We start from the raw sequence: 23,285 nt of genomic DNA, 5'->3' as shown, positions 1-23,285 counted from the left end.
TCAAAGCCTTTCCAGATGCGACAGCAATTCGCCCATGTCCCGCGCCTCGGCCTCGGGCCGCCCATGCAACCGGTCCGGCGGCGCACCCGCACGATTGAGCCAGAACGTGCGGAACCCGTAAGCTGCGCCCGCGCAGATATCCCAGCCATTCGAGGAGATGAACAGCACTTCGCGCGGGACGATGCCAAACCGCGCGCCCACCATGTCATAGACCGCGCGCGCGGGCTTGAACGCGCCCACATCATCGACCGAAAGCACTGCCTCGAACATATCCCCGAACCCCGCGCCGCGCACAGCCTGATCCAGCATGTCCCGCGATCCGTTCGACAGAATCGCAAGCGCCATCCCCCGCGCGCGCAAGGCCCGCAGGACTGGCTCCACCTCGGGAAAGGGCGCCAGCCGCAGATAGAGCCCCAGCAATTCCGCGCGCAGCCCCGCATCCGTCAGCCCGTGCGCCGCCAGCGCCCAGTCCAGCGCATCCTGCGTCACCTGCCAGAAATCGACATGCGCCCCCGCCACGGTCCGCAACCAGCTATATTCCAGCTGCTTGCGCCGCCAATCCGCCGAGAGCGCAGGCCAGAGTTCCCCCGGCACAGCACTTTCCCGCGCCGCCGCATCGACATCGAACAAGGTGCCATAGGCATCAAAGACGCAAAGCCGGACCATGCTTCCCTCCATCGCGCGCCAGAGTGTCACGGCAGCAGGACAGGGAAAAGCCCCTGTTCATTTTCTTGCCAAAAATACTCAATCCGAGCTCAATGCCCGCGCGAAACCTCAGCGGTTCAGCCGGTCCAGCCGCGCCCGCACCGACAGCCCATGCGCCTCCAGGCTCTCGGAAATCGCCAGAGTTTCCGCCGCAGGCCCGATCGCCGCCAGCGCCTCGGGCGTCATCCGCGCCAGTGTGGTGCGTTTCATGAAATCGAGCACCGACAGCCCCGAGGAGAATCGCGCCGAACGCGCAGTGGGCAGCACATGGTTCGGCCCGCCGACATAATCGCCAATCGCCTCGGGCGTCCAATGGCCCAGAAACACCGCCCCCGCATGGCGGATCTGCCCCAGCAGCGCGTCGGGATCAGCGACGCAAAGCTCCAGATGCTCCGGCGCGATCCGGTCTGACAGGCGCGCGGCCTCACTCAGATCGCGCACCACGATCACCGCGCCATAATCGCGCCAGCTTGCGCCCGCGATGGCGCGGCGCTCCAGCGTCTGCAGCCGCGTCTCGACCGCCGCCGCAACAGCGCGCCCGAAATCCGCATCCGTCGTGATCAGCAGCGATTGTGCGCTTTCGTCATGCTCGGCCTGCGACAGCAGATCAAGCGCGATCCAGTCCGGGTCATTCTCGGCATCGGCGATGACGAGGATCTCGGATGGCCCCGCGATCATATCGATCCCCACGCGCCCGAAGACCCGCCGCTTGGCGGCGGCGACATAGGCATTGCCCGGCCCGGTGATCTTGTCCACCGGCGCGATTGTCTCGGTCCCATAGGCCAGCGCCGCCACCGCCTGCGCGCCGCCGATCCGGTAGACCGTCTCGACCCCCGCCAGCCGCGCGGCCAGCAGCACCAGCGGATTGACCTGCCCGGCCGGTGTCGGCGCGCAGATCACCAGCCGCTCGACCCCCGCCACCTGCGCCGGGATCGCATTCATCAGCACCGAGGACGGGTAGCTTGCCAGCCCCCCCGGCACATAGAGCCCCGCCGCCGCCACCGGCCCCCAGCGCCAGCCCAGTTCCGCGCCGCTGGCATCGGTCCAGCGCGCATCCTCGGGGCGCTGCCTCGCGTGATAGGCGCGGATGCGTTCCGCCGCCAGTTCCAGCGCCGCGCGCTCATGGTCGGGCACGCGCGCGCAATGCGCGTCGATCTCGTCTGGCGTGAAAGCCAGCGTCGCGGACGTCAGATCCAGCCGGTCGAATTTCGCCGTCAGCTCGATCACCGCCGCATCGCCGCGCGCGCGCACATCCGCGATGATCGCCGCCACCGTGTCATCCACATCGACCGCTTCTTCGCGTTTGGCGCTCAAAAGCGCCGAAAACTGCGCCTCGAAACCGGGCGCGGCACTGTCCAGAAAAACCGGCATCATTCCACCTCGGGGTGTTTCGGCGCTTTGCGCGATGGCGCGCGGTAAGGCTGCGTCACATCAGAAAGCACCACATCGAGACATTCCACCGCCAGCCGGATTTCCCCGTCGCCCGCAAGGATCAGATGCACATGCCCTGCCCCGTCCTCTGTGCCGTGAAACTCGATGGCCAGCAGCGACAGGATCAGGTCACGGTCATCGCGGTCAATCCCGTTCGAGGCCACCGCCTGCACGTCATTGATCAGCAGCACCGCGCGCACGCGCTCGAAATCGCCCGCAGCCTCGGCCCGCGCGCGGTCCTCCCAGCGGAAACGGTTGATCAGCAGCGCGAAACGGCGGCGCTTCGCATCCCAGGCCATTTCCGTGACCGGAAAGACAGCATCCTGCACCAGCGCGGAGAGGATTTTCAGATCCTCGCCATCCTGTGCTGCCAGCCGCAGCGGGCGTTCGGCCCCGTCCTCGAATCGCGCGTCGCTCATGATCCCTTGATCCGCTCGATCTTCGCCCCGCAGGCGCCAAGCTTGCGCACCACATGCTCGTAACCCCGGTCCAGATGATAGACGCGGCTCACCACCGTCTCGCCCTCGGCAGCCAGTCCGGCCAGAATCAACGAGACCGAGGCGCGCAGATCCGTCGCCATGACCGGCGCCCCGCGCAGTTTCGCGACGCCGGTCACAGTGGCCGTGCCGCCATGTACATCGATCTTCGCCCCCATCCGCATCAGTTCCGGCGCATGCATGAAACGGTTCTCGAAAATATGCTCTTCCAGCACCGAAACCCCGTCCGCCGTGCACATCGCCGCCATGAACTGCGCCTGCAGGTCGGTCGGAAAGCCGGGAAAGGGCTCGGTCGCCACATTGACCGCCCGCAGCCGGTCGCTGTTGCGCGTGACTTTCAGCCCGCGCGCGGTTTCCTCGACCTCGACGCCCGCCTCGCTCAGCTTGTCCGCAAAGGATTGCACCAGATCGAGCCTGCCGCCCAGACATTCGACCGAGCCCCCCGCAATCGCAGGCGCCAGCATATAGGTGCCCAGCTCGATCCGGTCTGTCACCACCGGATGCGTGGCCCCGCCAAGGCTGGCCACCCCCTGAATGGTGATGGTCGATGTGCCCTCGCCCTCGATCTGCGCGCCCATGCGCCGCAGGCATTGGGCAAGATCGACGATTTCAGGCTCGCGCGCGGCATTGACCAGAACGGTCGTGCCCTTGGCCAATGTCGCCGCCATCAGCGCATTTTCCGTGGCCCCGACCGAGACGATGGGAAATTCGAATCGCGCACCCTTCAGCCCGCCGGGCGCTTTCGCATGCACATATCCATCGCGCAGATCCAGCTCTGCCCCCATCGCCTCCAGCGCGCGCAGATGCAGATCCACAGGCCGCGCACCAATCGCACAACCACCGGGCAGCGAGACAACCGCATGCCCGTCCCGCGCCAGCATCGGCCCCAGCACCAGAATCGAGGCGCGCATCTTGCGCACGATCTCGTAATCCGCGCGATGCGAGGTCAGGTCATGGCTCGACAATGCCAGAACCTGCCCCTGCTGCAGACTGGCGACTTCGGCGCCAAGCGAGCCGAGCAGCGCCGACATGGTGCGGATATCCGACAGGCGGGGCGCATTGGTCAGGGTCAGCGGCTGATCGGTCAGCAGCGTTGCGGGCATCAGCGTCAGACAGGCATTCTTGGCGCCCGCAATCGGGATTTGCCCGTTCAGAGGGCCATTCCCGCTCACTACAATCGAATCCATCCGCTCTACCCTCTATGCTTTATCGTTATCCGGGCGCTCCTGCCCGCCTTGGCGCGCGCGCGCCTGTGCCTTGCGCTTGGCGATATTCGCTTTCAGCGCCGCTTTCAACCGCGCGGCGCGCGCCGCATCCGCAGCTTTCTGCTGGCCTGTTTTCTCTGATCTCGTCTCGCGCATGCCTCCTCCTAGCCCAAGTTTGAAAAACCGTCCAGATAAGGGTTGCGCCGCCCGGAATTTCCGACTACCTAGCCGCGCATCAGGCTGCGGTAGCTCAGTGGCAGAGCACTCCCTTGGTAAGGGAGAGGTCGAGAGTTCAATCCTCTCTCGCAGCACCATTCCAACGCGTTGATGATAAAGAAAACCCCTGCGCGCAGGGCGATGGTGACATTACCGCTGTCGGCCCCCCGAACGCGCGACGGCTGCAAAACCGTAGCAGGGCGAATTGGCGCGACGCCCCCCTTCCGCCGTAGTCGCGCAACGGCAACAAGACGCAGCACGACAAGCTCCAATCGGCGCGCAGGATCACACTGACGTGATCCAAGGGCGCCCGGATACAGGTTACGGAAAAACCCTGCGCTTTGTTCTGTAACGATCCGCAGCGATGGCCCGAACAGAGGAATCGACCGGATTGGACGATCTCGATACCCTGGAGGAACTGATGCGCGCGGCCAATCGCGGGGATGCGGCGGCCTATCATCGTTTGCTCACTGCCATCACGCCCCTCTTGCGCCGGGTGGTGCAGGCCCGCGGGGCGGCATTGGGCCCCGCAGGCTGCGAAGATGTGCTGCAGGACGTGCTGCTCGCGATCCACAGCAAGCGGCATACCTGGCGCGAGGATGCGCCGCTGCGCCCCTGGCTCTATGCCATCGCCCGCCACAAGGTCGTGGATGTCTTCCGGGCGCGCGGCAGGCGTGTCGAACTCTCGATAGACGATTTCACCGAGGCGCTGGCGGCGCAGACCGGCCCAGATCCGACCGACGGGCGTGATATGGAAAAGGTGCTCGGAAAACTCGACCCGCGCGCGGCAGAGATCGTGCGCGCCTTCGGCCTGAAGGGCGAAACCACGGCGGAAACCGCCGCGCGGCTGGACATGTCCGAAGGTGCCGTCCGAACCGCCCTGCACCGGGCGCTGAAATCCATCGCCCGGCTGCGCGAAAGGATGATCGAATGAGAACCGAGGAACTGATCTCCGCCCTCGCAGCCGATACGCTGCCGCGCCAGCCCGTGGGCTGGCGCATGCGCCGCGCCATGCTGGTGGCAACCGCCATATCCCTGACCGCTTTCGCCCTCTTCTGGGGGCCGCGGCCGGATATCGGGGCGGCACTGGGATCGCTCACGATGCTGAAAACCCTTGTGCCCTTGCTTCTTCTAGTGTTGTCGATGGCTTTCGCGCTTGCGCTGGCGCATCCCGGACAGCGCGTCACCGGCCATGGCGCGGCGCTGGGCGCCATGCTCGCGCTGCCCCTCGCGGCTTTCATGATCGCGCTTGCGCGCGAGGGGCAGGCCGGACTGGTCGAATCGCTCTCGACGCGCAGCCTCGTGATCTGCCTGTTGTCGATCCCGGCATTGGCGCTGCCATTGCTGGTTGCGATGCTCCGGGCGCTGTCCTCAGGGGCATCACTCCATCCGGGCCTGTCCGGGGCGACCGCAGGGCTGGTGGCGGGCAGTGGCGCGGCGGCCATCTATTCGCTCTATTGCGACAAGGACATGATGCTCTTCGTCCTGCCCGCCTATGGGACTGCCATCGCAGGCGTGGTGCTTCTCGGCGCATGGCTCGGACCGCGGCATCTCAGGTGGTAAACCCCTGCCCCTTCGGCCCACAGCCCGCCACCCCATGATTGCCTGCGCCCGGTCGCAGCGACGATGCAAAGGCTGCGGCACCGGAAATCGCCACTGCCCGGCGAGGGCAGCGGGCGTTTTCACCACAATCCCCGACACGACAGACGATACGCCCGAAAATGCGGCCAGTGACGGTTTTTTGGGCGGTTTCATCCGCGCGCGCCGAATCCCCGCTTGACCGGTCGGCGGAAATAGGCTCACTGTCAAGCATGCCTTGCGCGCGACCGCCGCAAGAGCACATCCCCGAGCAACGGGACAGACCGCCGCGAAGGCGGCGACAACAGAGAGGTTGAAATGAGAAAATCCGTTTTTGTCGGCGCTTTCGCCGCGTCAGCACTTGTGGCCGGACTGGCCCAGGCGCAATCCACACTTGAGCAAGTGAAGAACCGTGGCGAACTGGTCTGTGGATCGAACACAGGTCAGGTCGGCTTCGGCGCACCGGACGCGAATGGCGTCTGGCAGGGTTTCGACGTGGGCTTCTGCCGCGCGCTGGCCGCTGCGGTGCTGGGCGACCCGATGGCCGTGACCTTCGTGCCGCTGACCAGCCAGACCCGCTTCTCGGCACTGGCCTCCAGCGAAGTGGATGTGCTGGCACGCAACACCACCTGGACCTTCACGCGCGATGTCGACCTCAGCCTGACCTTCGTCGGCACCAACTATTATGATGGTCAGGGTTTCATGGTGAACCGTGAACTCGGCGTCAGCTCGGCCCTCGAACTTGACGGCGCAACCGTCTGTATCCAGACCGGCACCACGACCGAACTGAATCTGGCCGACTATTTCCGCATCAACGGCATGGACTACGAGCCGGTGCCCGTTGATACTGCGGCCGAAGCCCAGCAGCAGTATCTGGCCGGTGCCTGCGATGTTTACACGGACGATGTTTCAGCGCTGGCCTCCAGCCGCGCCGCCTTTGCCGAACCGGGCGATCATGTGATCCTGCCCGAAGTCGTGTCCAAGGAACCGCTTGGTCCCGTCGTGCGGCAGGGCGATGACAACTGGGCTGATATCGTGCAATGGACACTCTTTGCACTGATCGCCGCTGAAGAGCTTGGCGTCACCTCGGCCAATGTCGAAGAAATGAAAACCGGCTCCAACAACCCCGAAGTCGGGCGCCTGCTCGGCACCACCGGCGGTTTCGGCGACATGCTGGGCCTCGACAATGACTGGGCCGCACGCGCCATCGCCGCTGTCGGCAACTATGGCGAGCTTTTCGCCAATACCATCGGCGACCAGACCCCGATCGGCCTTGCCCGCGGTCTGAACGCTCAGTGGACGCAGGGTGGCCTGCTCTACGCACCGCCCTTCCGCTAAGGGAAGCCTGGATGCGCATCCGCCCGTCGGATGCGCATCCTTCACTTTTCCCACAGTCGCATTGAAGCCTCTGGCCCGGAAGCTGTCCGAGCCGGTGAACGGGGTCTTACATGTCCAGCACAACAGATCCGCGCCTGACGGCCGCCACACCCGGAAAACCGGCCTTTCATCCGAGCATGTTGCTCTATGATCAGCGCTACCGCTCCATCACCATCCAGATTTTCGCGCTCTTCCTGCTGATGCTGGGGGCGGCCTGGCTGATCGACAATGTGATCAGCAACATGCGCCTTCTGGGCCGCAGTTTCAGCTTCAATTTCCTGTGGCAATCGGCGGGCTATGACATCAACCAGCGCCCGATCGCCTATGACAGCACCATGTCCCACGGTCGCGCGGCGCTGGTGGGGTTCCTGAACACGGTCATTCTGGCGATCCTTGGCTGTATCTTCGCGACGGTTCTGGGGGTACTTGCGGGCGTGCTGCGCCTGTCCAGCAACTGGATCGTCTCGCGCCTGATCACAGTCTATGTCGAGATCTTCCGCAATATCCCGACCCTGATCTGGATCCTGATCTTCGGCGCGGTCATGGCCGAAAGCATGCCGGCGCCGTCTGCCTTCCGGGGGGATGATCCGGCTTCAAGCATGATTTTCGACGCCATCGCGATCACCAATCGCGGCGTCTATATCCCGTCGATCCTGTTCACCACCGATCTGGGCGCACTGCAACTGGGGCCGGTCGCCCCGTCGCTGAACTGGCTGCTGATCTTCGCGATCCTCATCGGCAGTGTCTTTGCCAATCGCGCCCTGATTGCGCACGCGACCCGCACCCAGAACGCAACGGGCATCCGGCCCAAGACCTGGTGGAAGTCGATCCTGATCTTTCTTGTCCCGCTGGCTGTGGTGAAACTCTCGCTCGGGGTGTATCTGGACTATCCCGAATTGCGCGGCTTCAATTTCGCGGGCGGCACGCATCTGCGCAACTCCTTCCTTGCGATGTGGCTGGGCCTGAGCTTCTATACCGGCGCTTTCATTGCCGAGATCGTGCGCGGCGGGATTCTCGCGATTACCAAAGGCCAGACCGAGGCCGCCTTCGCCCTTGGCCTGCAACCGGGCAAGACGATGCGGCTGGTGATCCTGCCGCAGGCGCTGCGGGTGATCATCCCGCCCCTGATCTCGCAATATCTGAACCTGACCAAGAACACCTCGCTCGGGCTTGCGGTGGGCTATATGGATCTGCGCTCGACGCTGGGCGGGATCACCATCAACCAGACGGGGCGCGAGCTGGAGGGCATGTTCCTTCTGATGCTGACCTATCTCGCGATCAGCCTGACCATCTCGGCGCTGATGAATGTCTATAATTCCCGCATCAAGCTGAAGGAGCGGTAGGATGAGCGATACCCACGCCCAGACTGTCAGCTATGTGCGCGAGACCATGCTTGCGCCACAAGACCCGCCGCGCAGTCAGACCGGTGCCGTGAAATGGGTTCATGAGAACCTGTTCTCCGGCTGGATCAATACCGGCCTGACGTTGATCTCGCTGCTGGTCATCTTCTGGCTGGTCAGCGGGATCAGCCCCTGGCTGCTGAATTCGGTCTGGCGTGCCGGGTCGCTTTCGGAATGTCGTGCTATCCTGGACGGCACCTCGGGGGCCTGTTTCGCCGTGATCGTGGATCGCTGGCATCAGCTTCTCTTCGGCTTCTACCCGCCTGCCCTCTACTGGCGTCCGGTACTGGCGCTGCTGCTTCTGTTCGTGGCGCTGGCCCCGGTGCTCTTCACCGGATTGCCGCGCCGGATGCTGGCCTTCTCCGCCCTCTACCCATTTATCGGCTATCACCTGATCTGGGGCGGCTCGCTCTGGTTCCCGGTTACGGCGCTGATGGGCTTCGGGGTCGGCGCGCTGGCCTATCTCCTCATGCGCAAACTCAACAATCTGGCCGCAATCTTCGCCGCCATTCTCGCACCGGTGCTGTGGTGGGTCTTCGCCGCAGGGCCGCTCGATTCGGCGCTCTATTCCATCATGCCGCTGGGGCTGGATTTCGTCCGTTCCGACCGGATCGGCGGGTTCCTGATCTCGATGATCGTGGGCGTCTCGGCGATCTCGCTCTCGCTGCCCTTGGGCATCCTGCTGGCGCTGGGGCGGCAGTCGGATATGGTGTTCATCAAGACCGTCTGCGTCGTCTTCATCGAGTTTATCCGTGGCGTGCCGCTGATCACGCTCCTGCTCTTCGCCTCGCTCCTGCTGAACTTCTTCCTGCCGCCGGGCACCAGTTTTGATCTGATCCTGCGCGTGATCATCATGCTGACCTTCTTCGCCTCGGCCTATATGGCCGAAGTGATCCGGGGCGGGCTCGCAGCGCTCCCCAAGGGCCAGTATGAAGCCGCCGATGCGCTGGGGCTGGACTACTGGAAGGCGCAGCGCCTGATCATCATGCCGCAGGCGCTGAAAATCTCGATCCCCGGCATCGTCAACACCTTCATCGGCATGTTCAAGGACACGACGCTGCTGGTTTTCATCGCCATTCTGGAACCGCTCGCTTTGGCCAATGCCATCCGCGCCGATACCAACTGGAACGGCATTTACTGGGAATTGTTCATCTTCATCGGTGCGCTCTTCTTCATCTTCTGTTTCGGCATGTCGCGCTACTCGATGTATCTAGAGCGCAAGCTGAAAACCGACCATCGCTAACTCAGGAAGGGACAGGACCATGACCGAACCTGTTATCGAACTCCCGGTTGATCGCAAGATCGACACCAGCCAGATGAAAGTGACCGACGAGGTTGCGATCCAGATCACCGGCATGAACAAATGGTATGGCAGCTTCCATGTGCTGCGCGACGTGAACATGACCGTCAACCGGGGCGAACGCATCGTGATCTGCGGCCCCTCCGGCTCGGGCAAATCAACCCTGATCCGCTGCATCAACCGGCTGGAAGAGCATCAGGCGGGGCAGATCATCGTCGATGGCACCGAATTGACGAGCGACCTGAAGAATATCGACAAGGTACGCTCCGAGGTCGGAATGGTGTTCCAGCATTTCAACCTCTTCCCGCATCTGACGATTCTGGAAAACTGCACACTGGCCCCGATCTGGGTGCGCAAGATCCCGAAACGCGAAGCCGAAGCGACCGCGATGCATTTCCTGGAGAAGGTCAAGATCCCCGAACAGGCGCATAAATATCCGGGCCAGTTATCCGGGGGCCAGCAGCAGCGCGTCGCCATCGCCCGCTCGCTCTGCATGCGCCCGCGCATCATGCTCTTTGACGAACCCACCTCGGCGCTGGACCCCGAGATGATCAAGGAAGTGCTCGACACGATGATCTCGCTTGCCGAAGAGGGCATGACCATGCTCTGCGTCACCCATGAAATGGGCTTCGCGCAGGCCGTGGCGAACCGCGTGATCTTCATGGATCAGGGCCAGATCGTCGAGCAGAACGAGCCGCACGCCTTCTTCAACAACCCGCAATCCGAGCGCACCAAACTGTTCCTGAGCCAGATTCTCGGGCATTGATGCGCCAGGATGCGGCTGCGCCACCCGCGCGGGTGGCGCGCGCGCGGATTTCCCGCTTGACGACGGCCAAGGCTTCAAGCACTTGATCGCGCATGGCACAGGCACAGCTTTCCATCGACCTCTCCGCGCTTCAATCCAACTGGCGCGCACTTGACGCGAAATCAGGCCCCGGCGTGCAGACCGCCGCCACGGTCAAGGCCAATGGCTACGGGCTGGGGGCGGGTCATGTGGCCCATGCGCTGGCCCATGCCGGTGCGCGACGCTTCTTCGTCGCCGTCGCGGAAGAAGGCATCGCCGTGCGCGCGGCCCTTGGCCCCGACCTGCCGATCCATGTCTATTCCGGCCATATGGATGGCGACAGCCGCCTGATTGCCGAGGCCGGACTGATCCCGATGCTGAACTCTGCCGAACAGCTTGCGCGGCATCTGGAGACATTGCCCGGCCATCCTTTCGGCATCCAGCTTGACAGTGGCATGAACCGGCTGGGCATGGAGGCCCCCGAATGGGAGGCCGTGGCCGAAATCGCGCTGGCACAGGGCGCGCAGCTTGTGATGTCGCATCTGGCCTGCGCCGATGAGCCCGACCACCCGATGAACGCGCAGCAACTGGCCGCCTTCCGCCGCATGACCGACGGGATCGGCGTGCCGCGCTCGCTTGCAGCCACCGGCGGCGTGCTTCTGGGGCCAGAGTATCATTTCGAGATCACCCGCCCCGGCATCGGGCTTTATGGCGCGGCCCCTTTCATGGACGCGCAGCCAGTCGTGCGCCTGTCAATCCCCGTGATCCAGATCCGCGATGTGATGGCGGGCGAAACCGTGGGCTATGGCAACACCTACACTGCCCCCCGCGACATGCGTCTGGCGACCATCGCCGCAGGCTATGCCGACGGGATCAGCCGCGCGCTCTCGGGCAAGGCCACGCTCTGGGCGGGCGACACCCCCTGCCCGCTTGTCGGCCGCGTTTCGATGGATCTGCTGACGATCGACGTGAGCAACGCGCCGGAGCCGCCCGAATGGCTGGACCTGCTCGGCCCGCATCAAGGCGTCGATGCGCTGGCCGATGTGATCGGCACCATCGGCTATGAAATCCTCACCAGCCTCGGCCAGCGCCACGCGCGCCGCTACCTGTAAGCCTCAGACCGAATAGCGCTCCAGCGCCATCGAATCCTGCCTGAGCCGGGTCTCGAACGCGAGCGAGATATGCGCTTTCAGCGCCTCATAGGCGCGGTCCCCGTCACCTGCGGCAATCGCTTCCACGATGCGGTGATGCTCTTCCAGCGTCTGCTGCCCCCGCCCCTCAAAGGAAATCGAGGTCGTGGCCAAGAGCGCCATCGAGCGATGCACCAGATCCAGTTGCTGCACCAGATAGCGGTTATGCGAGGCCAGATGGATCTGCTTGTGAAAGCGCTTGTTCGCCCGGCTCAAAGCCTGCGGATCGTCGATCAGCTTGCGATCCTCTTCGATCATCGCGCGCAGCAGGCGGATTTCCTCGGTCGTGGCGTGGCGCGCGGCCAGCCGTGCGGCCAGCCCCTCCAGCTCCGAGCGCACGATATAAAGCTCCGCCAGCTGATTGTGATCCAGCGAGGCCACGATCAGCGACCGACCGTCGCGCGTCAGCAGCGATTGCGTCTCCAGCCGCTGCAACGCCTCGCGGATCGGCGTGCGCGAGACCCCGAAACGCTCGGCCAGTTCCGATTCCACCAGCCGGTCGCCGGGCTTGTAAATGCCGTTATCAATGGCTTCCAGGATCAGCGTATAGGCGTCTTTCACGGGTCTGGTCTCGGTCATGGGGCACTCGCAGGGATTTGCTCTCACAAAAGCCTGTTTTTGAGGGGGATAGCAAGCCCTCATCCCTTGCCTGTGCGCCCGGCAAGGTTAGAGTTCCAGCCATGCAAACAGAAAATTTCCGCGACACGCGCGCCTGGGTCTTCGACCTCGACAACACGCTCTACCCGTCCGAAATGCGGCTCTTCGACCAGATCGAGGCGCGCATGACCGCCTATGTCATGCAGGCGCTGAAGGTGGACGAGACCGAGGCCACGCGCCTGCGCCGTAAATACTGGGCGGAATACGGCACCACGCTGGCCGGGCTGATGGCGCATCATGACCTCGATCCCGAGCCCTATCTGGTCGATGTGCATGACATCGATTTTTCCGTGCTCCGCCCTGACGCAGAGCTGCGCGCGCGCATCAAGGCCCTGCCGGGGCGCAGGATTGTCTATACCAACGGCTCTGCCCCCTATGCCCGCCGCGTGGTTGAGGCGCGCGGGCTCTCGGGCCTGTTCGATGCGGTCTATGGCATCGAGGATGCAGGCTATCACCCCAAACCCCAGGCCGAGGCGTTCGGGCAGGTGTTCCGCCGCGACGGGCTGGAGCCTGCAGGTGCCGCCATGTTCGAGGATGATCCGCGCAATCTGCTCGTGCCGCATGATCTGGGCATGCGCACCGTCCATGTCGCGCCCCAAGCCCTGAAAGCGGCGCATATCCACCACCACACGGATGATCTGAGCGGCTTTCTGGCGCGTCTGCTGCGCTAGCTTCGGCCCGTAAAAACAAGTGAAGGCGGGCTGACACCCGCCTTGCACCGAAACGCTGTATAGGGGCCTTAGCGCGCGCGCCGCCCGCCGCGACGCCCGCCCGTGCGCGCGCCCGCATCCATCGCTGCGCGCGAGGCTTCCGCAAAACTCGTGCCGTCCTTCATCGCCTCAAGCACTTTGGACAGCCCGATCCACGCGCCGCCATTCGGGTCATGGTTCATCAGCAGATTGGCCGCGCGAATGGCCTCCATCTCGACCGAACGCACCGGGTTCATGATCGCGCTGGTCATGCCCGCGCCAATCGCCATCGGCAGAAAGGCCGCATTCACCCCATGCCGGTTGGGTAGACCGAAGCTGATATTCGACGCGCCGCAGGTCGTGTTCACGCCCAGTTCCTCGCGCAACCGGCGTACCAGCCGGAACACCTGATGCCCCGCCGTCGCCATCGCGCCAATCGGCATGACCAGCGGGTCCACCACGATATCATGCGCCGGAATGCCGAAATCGGCGGCGCGTTCGACGATCTTCTTCGCGACCGCGAAACGCACATCCGGGTCTTCCGAAATGCCGGTGTCATCATTCGAGATCGCCACCACCGGCACATTGTATTTCTTGACCAGCGGCAGGATCACCTCCAGCCGCTCTTCCTCACCCGTCACCGAGTTCAGCAGAGGCCGCCCGTTACAGGCTTCCAGCCCCGCTTTCAGCGCTTCGGGCACCGAACTGTCGATGCACAGCGGCACATCCACCAGCGCCTGCACCCGTGCGCATAATTCGCGCATCAGGGGCGGCTCGACAAAATTGTTATCCGCATAGCGCGGATCTTCGGCCATCTTGTTGGAGAACACCGCACCCGAATTGATATCCAGCACCGTCGCCCCGCAGGCCACCTGCTCCAGCGCGTCTTTCTCGACCGTCGAGAAATCGCCCAGTTCCAGTTCCGCCGCCAGCTTCTTGCGGCCGGTCGGATTGATCCGCTCCCCGATCACACAGAAAGGTTCGTCAAAACCGATAACGACCGTCTTGGTGGCCGATTCAATCACAGTGCGGGTCATGCTCTCTCCAGAAACTTAAGCGTGGGATGCAGGCCGGGCCGCAGCCCCGCCTTGCGCGATGGTCCAGTCAGTATTGGCCTTGATCCCCCCCAGCGGGAAGAAATGCAATGCCTCGACGGCAAATTCGGGATGCGCGGCCTTATGCGCGGCCAGATCCGCCACCAGATCCGTGGGCTCAAACGGCAACAGCAGCTTGGTCACATCCTTGGCACGCTTCTGCAGCACGCGCAGCGAGGGGCCAACCCCGCAGGCAATGGCGAATTTGATCAGCGTCTGCAATTTCGCAGGCCCGGCGACACCCAGATGCACCGGCAGATCAATACCTTCGCGGCGCAGCCCCGCGGCCCAGTCGATGATCGGCGCGGATTCAAACGCGAATTGCGTCACGATGGCCATGTCGATGCCCTTGGCGCGGGCGAATTCCTCTTTCCAGCGCAGCGCTTCCAGAATCACGCGCGCGCCGCCATCGGGGTCGATATCGCGGTTGCCCTCGGGATGGCCCGCCACATGCAGCCGCCGGAACCCGTCGAACAGACCCGTTTCCATCAACTGCATCGAATTGTCGTAAATGCCCGCAGGGGTCGTGACCCCGCCGCCCAGCATCAGCGCTTCGCGCACATCGGCCTCGCCCTGATAGCGCGCGACCCAATCGCCCAGTTCAGCCCGATCCGCGATGATACGCGCCGGGAAATGCGGCATCGGCTCCATGCCCTCGGCCCGCAGCCGCGCGGCGGTGGCGACCATATCCGCAATCGGCGTGCCCTCGATATGGGCGATATAGACCCGCGTGCCCTCGGGCAGGATCGCGCGGAAATCCGCAACTTTTTCCGCGGTGCGCGGCATCACTTCCAGAGAAAAACCCTGCATCAGGGCCTCGACAGCACCGTTCTGTACAGGGGCAGCGGGCGCCGAACGGCGGAAATTCAGAAGCGACATGAGACCCTCCAGCAGGTGCGAGCGTGACAAGACCGGCTCCCTTACGCCCAACCATCATTGGCGATCAGAGCTTTCAGCCTGTCGGTGTCATACTCGGCTTCCAGCGCCGATGCGGTCGTTTTCGCGACATCTTCGTCACTGCCAGCGACCTCGACCGGGGCGGCCTTGCGCCATTCGGCCAGATAGGCATCGGCATCCTTCGCGCCGACCTTCATGGCACAGCGGTCAATCGCCTGCTCAAAGCGTTCCGAGAGCTGGATCTTCTGCGCCTTGCGGCCCTTGCCGACAATCACCTGCGCCGGAATATCGCGCCAATATACGATCACAAGCTGCGCCATCATGCGGTCCTTTCCCTGGCCTGCCCTCAGTCCTTAAGCGACCGGATCTGCTTGCGATATCCGCAAAGCGACAGCGCAGCCCGGTTCGCCGACCTGCTTCTAACGCAGGGGCGCGGCATTTGGCGAGAGCACCCCGTCATCAATTTTCTCAACTAGATTATGACGGCAACCGCATGCGGCGTTGCATCCGACCGGCATGCAAACTCTTGCTTAAGTGCGCCGGGCGCATTACCTTCACATCAACTTGAGTTTGGAGGGCGAAATATGGCGCCCGAGCGTCCCGATGGCGCGGGCGCTTCCCTGACCCCTTTGGACCTGCAGCCCGATGCTGCCGGCCCCCCTTCGGAAAAGGCACCGCGCCGCCCCGGATCTGGCCGACCGCAGCTATATGCGGCGCTGGATTTGGGTACGAACAGTTGTCGCATGCTGATCGCTCGCCCGCAGGGCGGGCATTTTGAGGTTGTGGACAGCTTCTCCAAGGCCGTCGAACTGGGCACCGGGTTGAAAAGTTCGGGGCTTTTGTCGCACCGGCCGATGCAGCGCACGCTGCAGGCGCTGCGCATCTGCCGCACGAAACTGGAGCATCATGGCGTGCGCCGGATGCGACTGGTGGCGACCGAAGCCTGTCGCCGTGCCCGCAATTCAGCCGATTTCGTGCGCCGCGCGCAGCGTGAAACCGGGCTGCGGCTCGATATCATCACCGCCGAGGAAGAGGCGCGGCTGGCGGTGGTCTCCTGTGCCTCGCTGGTGGCGCCGGATACCGAGCAGTTGCTGGTCATCGACATTGGCGGCGGGTCGACCGAACTCGTGTGGATCGACCTGTCCCGCGTCGCCCCCGAAAAGCGCGGCAATGCGATCATGGCCATGCATCGCGGCCCGTTCATGCGCGCACCCGCCCAGGGGCATCCGCATGTGGTGGACTGGATTTCGGTGCCGCTGGGCGTGGCCACGCTGAAGGATTATTTCCGCGAAGTCGACGATGATGCCGCGCGTTTTGCCTTGATGAGCTGGTATTTCGAGGAACAACTTGAAGCTTTCGCGCCTTATCGCGACGGCACGGCGCATGAGAAATTCCAGATCATCGGCACCTCGGGGACGATCACCACGGTGGCCGCCTCTTATCTGCGGCTGAAACGCTATGACCGCAACAAGGTCGATGGGCTGGTGATGAACTCGACGCAGGTCGATCAGGTGATCCGCGAATATCTGGCGCTTGGGCCCATCGGGCGGCGGCAGGATCCGCGAATCGGGCGCGACCGGCACACGCAGATCATGTCGGGCGCTGCGATTTTGACCGCGCTGATGCGGGTCTGGCCCACTGATCGCATGTCGGTCGCGGATCGCGGTCTGCGCGAAGGGCTCTTGTTCGCGCAGATGAGCCGCGATGGCGTACTTGATCTGACAAGTTGAAGAAAGCATGTTAAGTCTATGACGACAAAGAATACATCCGGGCGCGGTCAGCGCGAGTTGAGGGTCAAGGTCAAGACCGCGCGGGGGCGTAAGCTGTCCTCAACCCGCTGGCTGGAGCGGCAGTTGAATGACCCTTATGTCGCCGCCGCGCGGCGTGACGGCTATCGCGGGCGCGCGGCCTATAAGCTGCTGGAACTGGACGATAAATACCGCTTTCTTGTGCCCGGCGCGCGCGTGGTCGATCTGGGCTGCGCGCCCGGTGGCTGGCTGCAGGTCGCGGTAGCTCGCGTCAATGCATTGGGCGAGAAACAGGGCAAGCGCGTGGGCACGGTGCTGGGCGTCGATCTGCAAGAGGTCGAGCCGCTGGCCGGGGCCGAGGCGCATGTGCTTGATTTCCTTGAGGAAGGCGCGGAAGAACAGGTCAAGGTCTGGCTGGGCGGGCCTGCGGATGTGGTGATGTCGGATATGGCGGCGGCCTCTTCGGGGCACAAGCAGACCGACCATCTGCGGATCATGGCGCTCTGCGAAGCGGCGGCTTATTTCGCCTTCGATGTGCTGGAAGAGGGCGGCACATTCGTTGCCAAAGTGTTGGCAGGGGGTGCGGAAGGCGAATTGCAGCAACTTCTGAAGAAAAACTTCAAGAAAGTCGCCAATGTGAAGCCCCCGGCCAGCCGCTCGGACAGTTCCGAAAAATACGTTGTAGCCCAAGGGTTTCGCGGGCGTTCTTCAAGTGATGCATCAGATGAGCCGGTTTGAGGCCCGTAAGGGCGAATTATTGCTCGATTCTGAAATCGTTTTTCATGAACGCGTGACCTTCATCGGCCGGATCGAAAGCCGCTGGAGCCTGAATGACTGCCCCAAGAACCTGCGTCAGGCCCGCGAAAGGGGCGCTCCTGCGCGGGTGCATGTCGCGCCCCAGTTCCGCCCCGCGCTTGATGGGATCGCGGCAGGCGACGCGCTGGTGCTGCTCTACTGGATGAGCCATGCGCCGCGCAATCTTCTGCGGCAGGTGCCGCGCCACCGGAGTGAAGGAACCGGCACTTTCAACCTGCGCTCGCCGGTGCGGCCCAATCCGATCGGCATGGGGGTGGTGAAGGTGCTGGAAATCGACATGGAGAGCGGGATCATCGGGATTGACGCCATTGATGCGGTCGATGGCACCCCGCTGATCGACATCAAACCGCATATGCCGCGCGCGGATACTGTGCCGGAGTGATGGGGACGCTGGCGAAATTTCTGCTTCTCCTTGCGGCCCTCGGTATCGCCCTGATCGCCCTGCTCGCCGCGTTTCAGACCTCGCTCCTGTTTCCCCGCGCGCTGGTCGGCCCGGCCCCGGACCTGCCTGCGGGCACCGCGCGGCTGGAACTGACCAGCGCGGGCGGCGAAACCTTGCAGGGCGTCCGGATTGCCGGGCGCGATCCGGCGCGGCCTGTGATCCTTGGCTTTGGCGGCAATGCCTGGAATGCCGAAGCCATGGCGCTGTTCCTGCATCAGATCGCCCCGGAACATGACGTGGTGACATTCCATTATCGCGGCTATGCGCCCAGCACGGGCCGCCCCTCGGCACAGGCGCTGATGGCGGATGCCGAGGCGATACATGATCTGATCGCAGCGGAGGCCACGGGCGTGATCGCGGTCGGGTTCAGCATCGGGGCAGGCATTGCCGCCCATCTGGCGGCGGAACGCGCGCTGGCGCGGGTGGTGCTGGTCACGCCCTTTGACAGCCTGAGCGCCGTGGCGCGGCAGATCTATCCGTTTGCGCCTGTGGGGCTGCTGTTTCGCCATGACATGAACGCATTGGATGCGCTGGAGCGCAGCGATGCCGGGATCCACCTGATCCTTGCGCGCCGCGATGAGGTGATCCCGCCTGCCCGCGCCGAGGCGCTGGTCGCAGCCCTGCCACAGGCGCAGGTCACGCGGCTGGAAACCGGTCATAACACGATCTATGATCACCCGGAATTCGCACCGGCCCTGCGCGCGGCCCTTGCGCGCTGAGGCTGTCGCTTGAGGCTGTTGCCCCGGACCGGTCGCAGACGGGACAGAAGCGCAACTTGGCCTATGTCCTGCGTCATGCGAAGGGTCGGGCGCAGTGGGCGCAGGGCGTCTCGGGCTGATCGCCCTTGCGCCGCCGCGCCCGCAGGAGAATTCAGTCGTCGTCGCGCACGGTCATGCGCCCGTCTTCCCAATCGCCCGACAGCACCTCGCCGGTGGCGTAGCGCAACACGCCCCTGCCGTGGCGCTGGCCGTTGAGGAATTCGCCCTCATAGACATCGCCGGTGGAATAGGTGGCAACCCCCTGCCCGGTGATCTGGCCGCCGGACCACGCACCCTCATAGACAAAGCCATCGGCGAGTTCGATCCGGCCCGCGCCCTCGCGCGTGCCCTCGGCGAATTCGCCGCGATAGACCGAGCCATCGGGAAAGACCATCTCGCCCTGCCCGTGCATCTCGCCGCCCAGGAATTCGCCGGTATAGACGCGGCCATCGGCGAAGCTCATCACGCCCTCGCCCTCGGACAGGCCCTGCACGAAGCCGCCCTCATAGATGCCGCCATCGGCAAAGACCGCGCGGCCCTCGCCCTCGAACTGACCCTCGCGCCATTCCCCCTCATAGGTGCTGCCATCGGCATAGGTGATCTGACCGGTGCCATCCGGCAGGCCGCCGCGGAACTGGCCCTCATAGACCGAGCCATCGGGCTGGGTCAGCCGCCCCTCGCCCTCGATCTGGCCTGCGACCCATGTCCCTTCATACAGATAGCCGTCTTCGCCGCTCAGCCGCCCCGGCCCTTCGCGCATGTCATTGACGAACCTGCCCTCGAAGACCAGCCCGTCGGCTTGTTCGACCCGCGCCTCGCCATCGCGCAGCCCGGCGCGGAAGCCGCCGGTATAGACATCGCCATTGGCCTGGGTGAGCACGCCCTGCCCGTGCAACTGCCCTTCCAGCCAGTCCCCTTCATAGCGCAGCCCGTCGGGGCTGGTCAGGATGCCGTTGCCATGGCGCAGATCGGCCTGCATCTCGCCCTCATAGACCGAGCCATCGGGATAGGTGATGGTGCCGCTGCCCTCGCGCAGGCCCGCGACCCAATCCCCCTCATAGCGGTAGCCATCGGGGCGGGTCAGGGTGCCTGCGCCCTGCGGCTGGCCATCGATGAAATCGCCCTCATAGAGGGAGTCATTGGCGAAGTGGCGGGTGCCTGTCCCCTCGATCCGGCCCTCGACCCATTCGCCCTCATAACTGGAGCCATCGGCGAAGGTCATGCGCCCGGTGCCATGCGGGCGACCGGCGGCGAAAGCGCCTTCATAGACCGCGCCCGAAGGGTAGCGGGCGACGCCCTGCCCGCTGATCTCGCCCGCGACCCAGTCGCCGGAATATTCGAACCCGTTGGGCAGCCGGTAGGTGCCGGTGCCGTGCTGCAGACCGTCGAGGAATTCCCCCTCATAGATGCCGCCATCGTCATATTGGCGCGACAGGGTGCCATCGGTCTGGGCATGAAGGGGCGCGGCAAGGGCCAGAGTGAGGGCGGCAATCATCGCGCCTGTATAGGGGGGGCGTTGGGGCATGTCGCGGAACTCCCTTGGACTTTTGGGGGCGAGGGTAAGCGGGTGCGCTGGGGCTGGCAAGGGGTTTTGCCTTGCGCGGCTGTGAGGGGGGCGGCAGAGTGGCGGTATTCAGCGCGGCGCTGAACGGTTGCTTGAGTTGGTCTTTCATGTCAGTTTTTCTTAGTTCCACCTCAAAGGTCGATGAATGCTCGTAATAAAAGCAACCTTCCGTATCGTCATAGGTTTGTTTTTTGGCGTTTTGTCCGTGACTGCGTTGAGTCCAGCGTTTGCAGCCTTTCACTCTGACACAGATCAAACGGCACCGCTCTTGGTATTAGCTGTGATCCTGATCTGCACGGCCCTTTGTTTTTTTGCTCCGACGATCCGTCGAGCGTTCGGTCGCGGGTTCTTGGCGCTTGGGGCGTCAGTTTTCGCGCTCCCATTATCCGCATTTCTTCTTTCGGGTCGCGCCGCATCTGAAGTTATTGGTTCCACTAGCGACGGTACCGAAGCCTTTACGGCTATAGGTGCAGGACTTGCAGGAATTGCAGTTACTGGGGTCGCAACATTCTTTGGCCTCATTTTAGGAACGATCTTTCTGATTATCGGCCTTGTGCTCAGCTTAGGTGGCGCAAGAGAAGTCATCATTGTTGAGAACCAACAGCGGATAAACCCCAGCAACCGGAAATGAAGTCACGATGAAATTGATCTTTAAATGCGCCTCGACCATCACCTCTACTCTGGCAATGCTCTTTGGCTCGCATGCACTTGCGGATACGGTCCCGCTCGCTCAATATCTGTCGTCCGTCGACCGATCTGAGATCACCTTCTCCGGGCGCATACGATACAACTCCAGTGATCGCGATTTTACTTTCTATAATGAGGATCGTGAGCCTTTCGGTGTCACAATGGATACCGGGCGCGATATTCGAGAGAAGGTAGAAACTGAGTGCGCCGGATCAGGCTTTATGTTCAGCTTTTCAGAGCTTTGCACCATCAGCGGAAGCGGCACAGTTGAAATACGCGGGTCTCGAATTTTTATCAGCGTGGTATCTGTGGATCATCTCGGGCGCTGAGCACACTCCAAGTTGATCGGCATCATTATTTCGGGCCCAAAGCCGTCGTTTGCTCACCGGACCGCCGCGCGTCAACGCCTCCCCCGGCAGGCGCTGCCCTCTTTTCCCGCACGAGAACACCCCCCCCCGCCCAGAGAGCGCCTTTCGGCTTCCCTCGGCCCGTCAACATGATATGTCAGCCCGAAACCAGCCAAAGAGCGCCGCATGTCCGACCGTTTCCGCCTGACCCTCGCGCAGTTGAACCCCACTCTGGGCGATATCTCCGGCAATGCCGCCAAGGCCCGCGCGGCATGGGACGCCGCCAAGCGCGAGGGGGCCGATATGCTCGCCCTGCCCGAGATGTTTCTCGCGGGATATCAGACGCAGGATCTGGTCTGGCGTCCGGCCTTTCAGGCCGATCTGCGCGACGCGCTCGACGCGCTGGCGCGCGATTGTGCCGAGGGGCCGAGGCTCGGGATCGGGGTGCCGCTGGTGGAGGGGGGCAGGCTCTATAACGCTTTCGCGGTGCTGGAGGGCGGCAAGCTGGCGGCAGTGATCCGCAAGCATCATCTGCCCAACGCGGATGTCTTCGACGAGAAGCGGGTCTTCGCCTCGGGCGATATTTCGGGGCCCTATCGGGCGGGGCCGCTGCGGATCGGCACGCCGATCTGCGAGGATGCCTGGTTTGAGGATGTGGCCGAGGCGCAGGCGGAATCGGGGGCGGAGTTGCTGCTGGTGCCCAATGGTTCGCCCTATGCGCGGGGGCGCTATGACACGCGGATGACGCATATGGTGGCGCGGGTGGTCGAGACCGGGCTGCCGCTGGTCTATCTGAACCTTGTCGGCGGGCAGGATGATCAGGTGTTTGACGGGGCGTCATTCGTGCTGAATCCCGGCGGGCGACTGGCGCTGCAGATGCCTGCGCATGAGGAAGCGATCGCCACGGTGGATTTCGTCCACGGAACTGACGGCTGGCGGGCAGAGATCGGGCCGCGCGCGGTGCTGCCGGGGGAATGGGAGCTGGATTACCGCGCCATGGTGGTGGGGCTGCGCGATTATCTGGGCAAATCAGGCTTCACCAAGGTGGTTCTGGGTCTCTCGGGCGGGATCGATTCGGCGCTGGTGGCGGTGATCGCGGCGGATGCTCTGGGGGCGGGGAATGTGCATTGCGTGATGCTGCCCTCGGAATATACCGCCTCTCACTCGCTAGAGGATGCGGCGGATCTTGCACGGCGGCTGGGCTGCAGGCTGGACGAGATCAGCATCGAAGGGCCGCGCGCGGCGATGGAGACCGCGCTTGCGCCCTTGTTCGCGGGGCTGGAGCCCGATGTGACCGAGGAAAACCTGCAGTCGCGGATCCGGGGCACGCTGTTGATGGCGCTGTCCAACAAGACCGGCGCGATGCTGCTGACCACCGGCAATAAATCCGAGGTCGCGGTGGGCTATGCCACGATCTATGGCGACATGAATGGCGGCTATAATCCGATCAAGGATCTGTATAAAACGCGGGTTTTCGAGATCTGCCGCTGGCGCAACACGAACCACCGCGACTGGATGCAGGGACCGGGGGGCGAGGTGATCCCGCTGCGGATCATCGACAAGCCGCCTTCGGCGGAGCTGCGCCCCGATCAGCGCGACGAGGACAGCCTGCCGCCCTATCCGGTGCTGGATGCGATTCTGGAGGCGCTGGTCGAGCGGGATATGCCGATTGCGGCAATCGTGGCCGAGGGGTACGAGCGCGCAGTGGTCGAGCGGGTCGAGCATCTGGTGGCGATTTCGGAGTGGAAGCGGTTCCAGTCGGCGCCGGGCACGCGGCTGACGGCTCGCGCCTTCTGGCTGGACCGGCGCTATCCGATGGTCAATCGCTGGCGCGACCGGCGCTGAGCAGTGTCGTGATCACGGAACTGTCGCTTTTCGGTCGCAGGGCAAGCCGCTAGGATGC

At 63.8% G+C, this 23,285-nt stretch carries 25 protein-coding genes and 1 tRNA gene; 16 read left to right on the top strand and 10 right to left on the bottom strand.

The features are described from left to right. The 5 genes from BG457_RS15795 to BG457_RS20335 form a co-directional block, all read right to left on the bottom strand. Positions 1–666 carry a haloacid dehalogenase type II gene (locus BG457_RS15795; protein ID WP_071799233.1) on the bottom strand — a complete coding sequence of 222 codons (666 nt, stop codon included), beginning with the start codon at positions 664–666 and terminating at the stop codon, positions 1–3. Positions 667–774: 108 nt separating this feature from the next. After that, positions 775–2,076 (bottom strand): histidinol dehydrogenase, encoded by a 1,302-nt coding sequence (gene hisD, locus BG457_RS15790; RefSeq protein ID WP_071799232.1) that lies wholly within the window; start codon positions 2,074–2,076, stop codon positions 775–777. Next, positions 2,076–2,555 carry a DUF2948 family protein gene (locus tag BG457_RS15785; RefSeq protein WP_071798395.1) on the bottom strand — a complete coding sequence of 160 codons (480 nt, stop codon included), beginning with the start codon at positions 2,553–2,555 and terminating at the stop codon, positions 2,076–2,078. Before BG457_RS15785 ends, hisD begins: the two co-directional genes overlap by 1 nt. Then, a complete protein-coding gene (gene murA / locus BG457_RS15780) occupies positions 2,552–3,820 on the bottom strand; it encodes a UDP-N-acetylglucosamine 1-carboxyvinyltransferase (RefSeq protein WP_071798392.1) in 1,269 nt (422 codons plus the stop codon). The genes BG457_RS15785 and murA overlap by 4 nt, the downstream gene beginning before the upstream one ends. Positions 3,821–3,832: 12 nt before the next feature. After that, positions 3,833–3,994, bottom strand: coding sequence for a hypothetical protein (locus BG457_RS20335; protein WP_175546817.1), 162 nt, complete (start codon positions 3,992–3,994; stop codon positions 3,833–3,835). Between the two features lie 83 nt (positions 3,995–4,077). Here BG457_RS20335 and BG457_RS15775 point away from each other — a divergent pair. The 8 genes from BG457_RS15775 to alr all read left to right on the top strand — a co-directional run bounded on the left by BG457_RS15775 (position 4,078) and on the right by alr (position 11,605). After that, positions 4,078–4,152, top strand: a tRNA-Thr gene (locus BG457_RS15775). A 266-nt stretch (positions 4,153–4,418) separates the two neighbouring features. Further along, complete coding sequence (locus BG457_RS15770) at positions 4,419–4,988, top strand: sigma-70 family RNA polymerase sigma factor (RefSeq protein ID WP_071798390.1); 570 nt, start codon at positions 4,419–4,421, stop codon at positions 4,986–4,988. Next, positions 4,985–5,617, top strand: coding sequence for an NrsF family protein (locus BG457_RS15765; RefSeq protein ID WP_071798388.1), 633 nt, complete (start codon positions 4,985–4,987; stop codon positions 5,615–5,617). Before BG457_RS15770 ends, BG457_RS15765 begins: the two co-directional genes overlap by 4 nt. Before the next feature lie 333 nt (positions 5,618–5,950). Continuing rightward, the gene (locus BG457_RS15760; protein ID WP_071798386.1) at positions 5,951–6,970 is read left to right on the top strand and encodes an amino acid ABC transporter substrate-binding protein; all 1,020 of its coding nucleotides are present in this window, start codon (positions 5,951–5,953) and stop codon (positions 6,968–6,970) included. 110 nt (positions 6,971–7,080) lie between these two features. Then, a complete protein-coding gene (locus tag BG457_RS15755; protein WP_071798384.1) occupies positions 7,081–8,352 on the top strand; it encodes an amino acid ABC transporter permease in 1,272 nt (423 codons plus the stop codon). 1 nt (position 8,353) lies between these two features. Then, a complete protein-coding gene (locus BG457_RS15750) occupies positions 8,354–9,652 on the top strand; it encodes an amino acid ABC transporter permease (protein ID WP_071798382.1) in 1,299 nt (432 codons plus the stop codon). A gap of 19 nt (positions 9,653–9,671) precedes the next feature. Continuing rightward, the gene (locus BG457_RS15745) at positions 9,672–10,475 is read left to right on the top strand and encodes an amino acid ABC transporter ATP-binding protein (RefSeq protein ID WP_071798380.1); all 804 of its coding nucleotides are present in this window, start codon (positions 9,672–9,674) and stop codon (positions 10,473–10,475) included. Between the two features lie 92 nt (positions 10,476–10,567). Then, entirely contained in the window at positions 10,568–11,605 is a 1,038-nt protein-coding gene (alr, locus tag BG457_RS15740) for an alanine racemase (RefSeq protein WP_071798378.1), read from the top strand. A gap of 3 nt (positions 11,606–11,608) precedes the next feature. Here the strand turns inward: alr and BG457_RS15735 are convergent, their stop codons facing one another. Continuing rightward, entirely contained in the window at positions 11,609–12,262 is a 654-nt protein-coding gene (locus tag BG457_RS15735) for a GntR family transcriptional regulator (RefSeq protein WP_071798376.1), read from the bottom strand. A gap of 101 nt (positions 12,263–12,363) precedes the next feature. Here BG457_RS15735 and BG457_RS15730 point away from each other — a divergent pair, with 101 nt between their 5' ends. Then, entirely contained in the window at positions 12,364–13,011 is a 648-nt protein-coding gene (locus tag BG457_RS15730) for a pyrimidine 5'-nucleotidase (protein ID WP_071798374.1), read from the top strand. A gap of 68 nt (positions 13,012–13,079) precedes the next feature. On the opposite strand, the gene BG457_RS15725 is transcribed toward BG457_RS15730, so the two are convergent. The 3 genes from BG457_RS15725 to BG457_RS15715 are packed head-to-tail and all read right to left on the bottom strand — an operon-like array spanning position 13,080 to position 15,340. Continuing rightward, complete coding sequence (locus tag BG457_RS15725; RefSeq protein WP_071798371.1) at positions 13,080–14,066, bottom strand: methyltetrahydrofolate cobalamin methyltransferase; 987 nt, start codon at positions 14,064–14,066, stop codon at positions 13,080–13,082. A gap of 15 nt (positions 14,067–14,081) precedes the next feature. Then, positions 14,082–15,002: a methylenetetrahydrofolate reductase gene (locus BG457_RS15720; protein WP_071798370.1), complete on the bottom strand. Its 921-nt coding sequence runs from the start codon at positions 15,000–15,002 to the stop codon at positions 14,082–14,084. A 41-nt stretch (positions 15,003–15,043) separates the two neighbouring features. Continuing rightward, positions 15,044–15,340, bottom strand: a complete 297-nt coding sequence (locus BG457_RS15715; RefSeq protein WP_071799231.1) for a virulence factor — start codon at positions 15,338–15,340, stop codon at positions 15,044–15,046. 264 nt (positions 15,341–15,604) lie between these two features. Between BG457_RS15715 and BG457_RS15710 the strand changes: the two genes are divergently transcribed. Genes BG457_RS15710 through BG457_RS15695 form a run of 4 tightly spaced genes read left to right on the top strand, consistent with a single transcriptional unit; the run spans position 15,605 to position 18,745 of the window. Next, a complete protein-coding gene (locus BG457_RS15710; protein ID WP_071798367.1) occupies positions 15,605–16,750 on the top strand; it encodes a Ppx/GppA phosphatase family protein in 1,146 nt (381 codons plus the stop codon). 18 nt (positions 16,751–16,768) lie between these two features. Further along, positions 16,769–17,506, top strand: coding sequence for an RlmE family RNA methyltransferase (locus BG457_RS15705; protein WP_071798366.1), 738 nt, complete (start codon positions 16,769–16,771; stop codon positions 17,504–17,506). After that, on the top strand, positions 17,493–17,966 hold the full coding sequence (gene tsaA, locus BG457_RS15700; RefSeq protein ID WP_071799230.1) for a tRNA (N6-threonylcarbamoyladenosine(37)-N6)-methyltransferase TrmO: 474 nt from the start codon (positions 17,493–17,495) through the stop codon (positions 17,964–17,966). The genes BG457_RS15705 and tsaA overlap by 14 nt, the downstream gene beginning before the upstream one ends. Next, entirely contained in the window at positions 17,966–18,745 is a 780-nt protein-coding gene (locus tag BG457_RS15695; protein WP_071798364.1) for an alpha/beta hydrolase, read from the top strand. Before tsaA ends, BG457_RS15695 begins: the two co-directional genes overlap by 1 nt. A gap of 151 nt (positions 18,746–18,896) precedes the next feature. On the opposite strand, the gene BG457_RS15690 is transcribed toward BG457_RS15695, so the two are convergent. Further along, positions 18,897–20,309, bottom strand: coding sequence for an MORN repeat-containing protein (locus tag BG457_RS15690; RefSeq protein ID WP_245771020.1), 1,413 nt, complete (start codon positions 20,307–20,309; stop codon positions 18,897–18,899). A gap of 184 nt (positions 20,310–20,493) precedes the next feature. Between BG457_RS15690 and BG457_RS20040 the strand changes: the two genes are divergently transcribed. The 3 genes from BG457_RS20040 (at position 20,494) to BG457_RS15685 (ending at position 23,227) form a co-directional block, all read left to right on the top strand. Further along, positions 20,494–20,979 (top strand): hypothetical protein, encoded by a 486-nt coding sequence (locus BG457_RS20040; RefSeq protein ID WP_139257804.1) that lies wholly within the window; start codon positions 20,494–20,496, stop codon positions 20,977–20,979. Positions 20,980–20,986: 7 nt separating this feature from the next. After that, on the top strand, positions 20,987–21,364 hold the full coding sequence (locus BG457_RS20035) for a hypothetical protein (RefSeq protein WP_139257803.1): 378 nt from the start codon (positions 20,987–20,989) through the stop codon (positions 21,362–21,364). A 204-nt stretch (positions 21,365–21,568) separates the two neighbouring features. Then, complete coding sequence (locus tag BG457_RS15685) at positions 21,569–23,227, top strand: NAD+ synthase (RefSeq protein WP_071798360.1); 1,659 nt, start codon at positions 21,569–21,571, stop codon at positions 23,225–23,227. Positions 23,228–23,285 lie beyond the last annotated feature (58 nt).

Origin of the sequence: Natronohydrobacter thiooxidans (assembly GCF_001884735.1) — a bacterium.
In the GTDB taxonomy this organism is placed as follows: domain Bacteria; phylum Pseudomonadota; class Alphaproteobacteria; order Rhodobacterales; family Rhodobacteraceae; genus Roseinatronobacter; species Roseinatronobacter thiooxidans_A.
The sequence above is the reverse complement of the archived record's forward strand: the minus strand, read 5'-3'. Positions and strand labels throughout refer to the sequence as shown.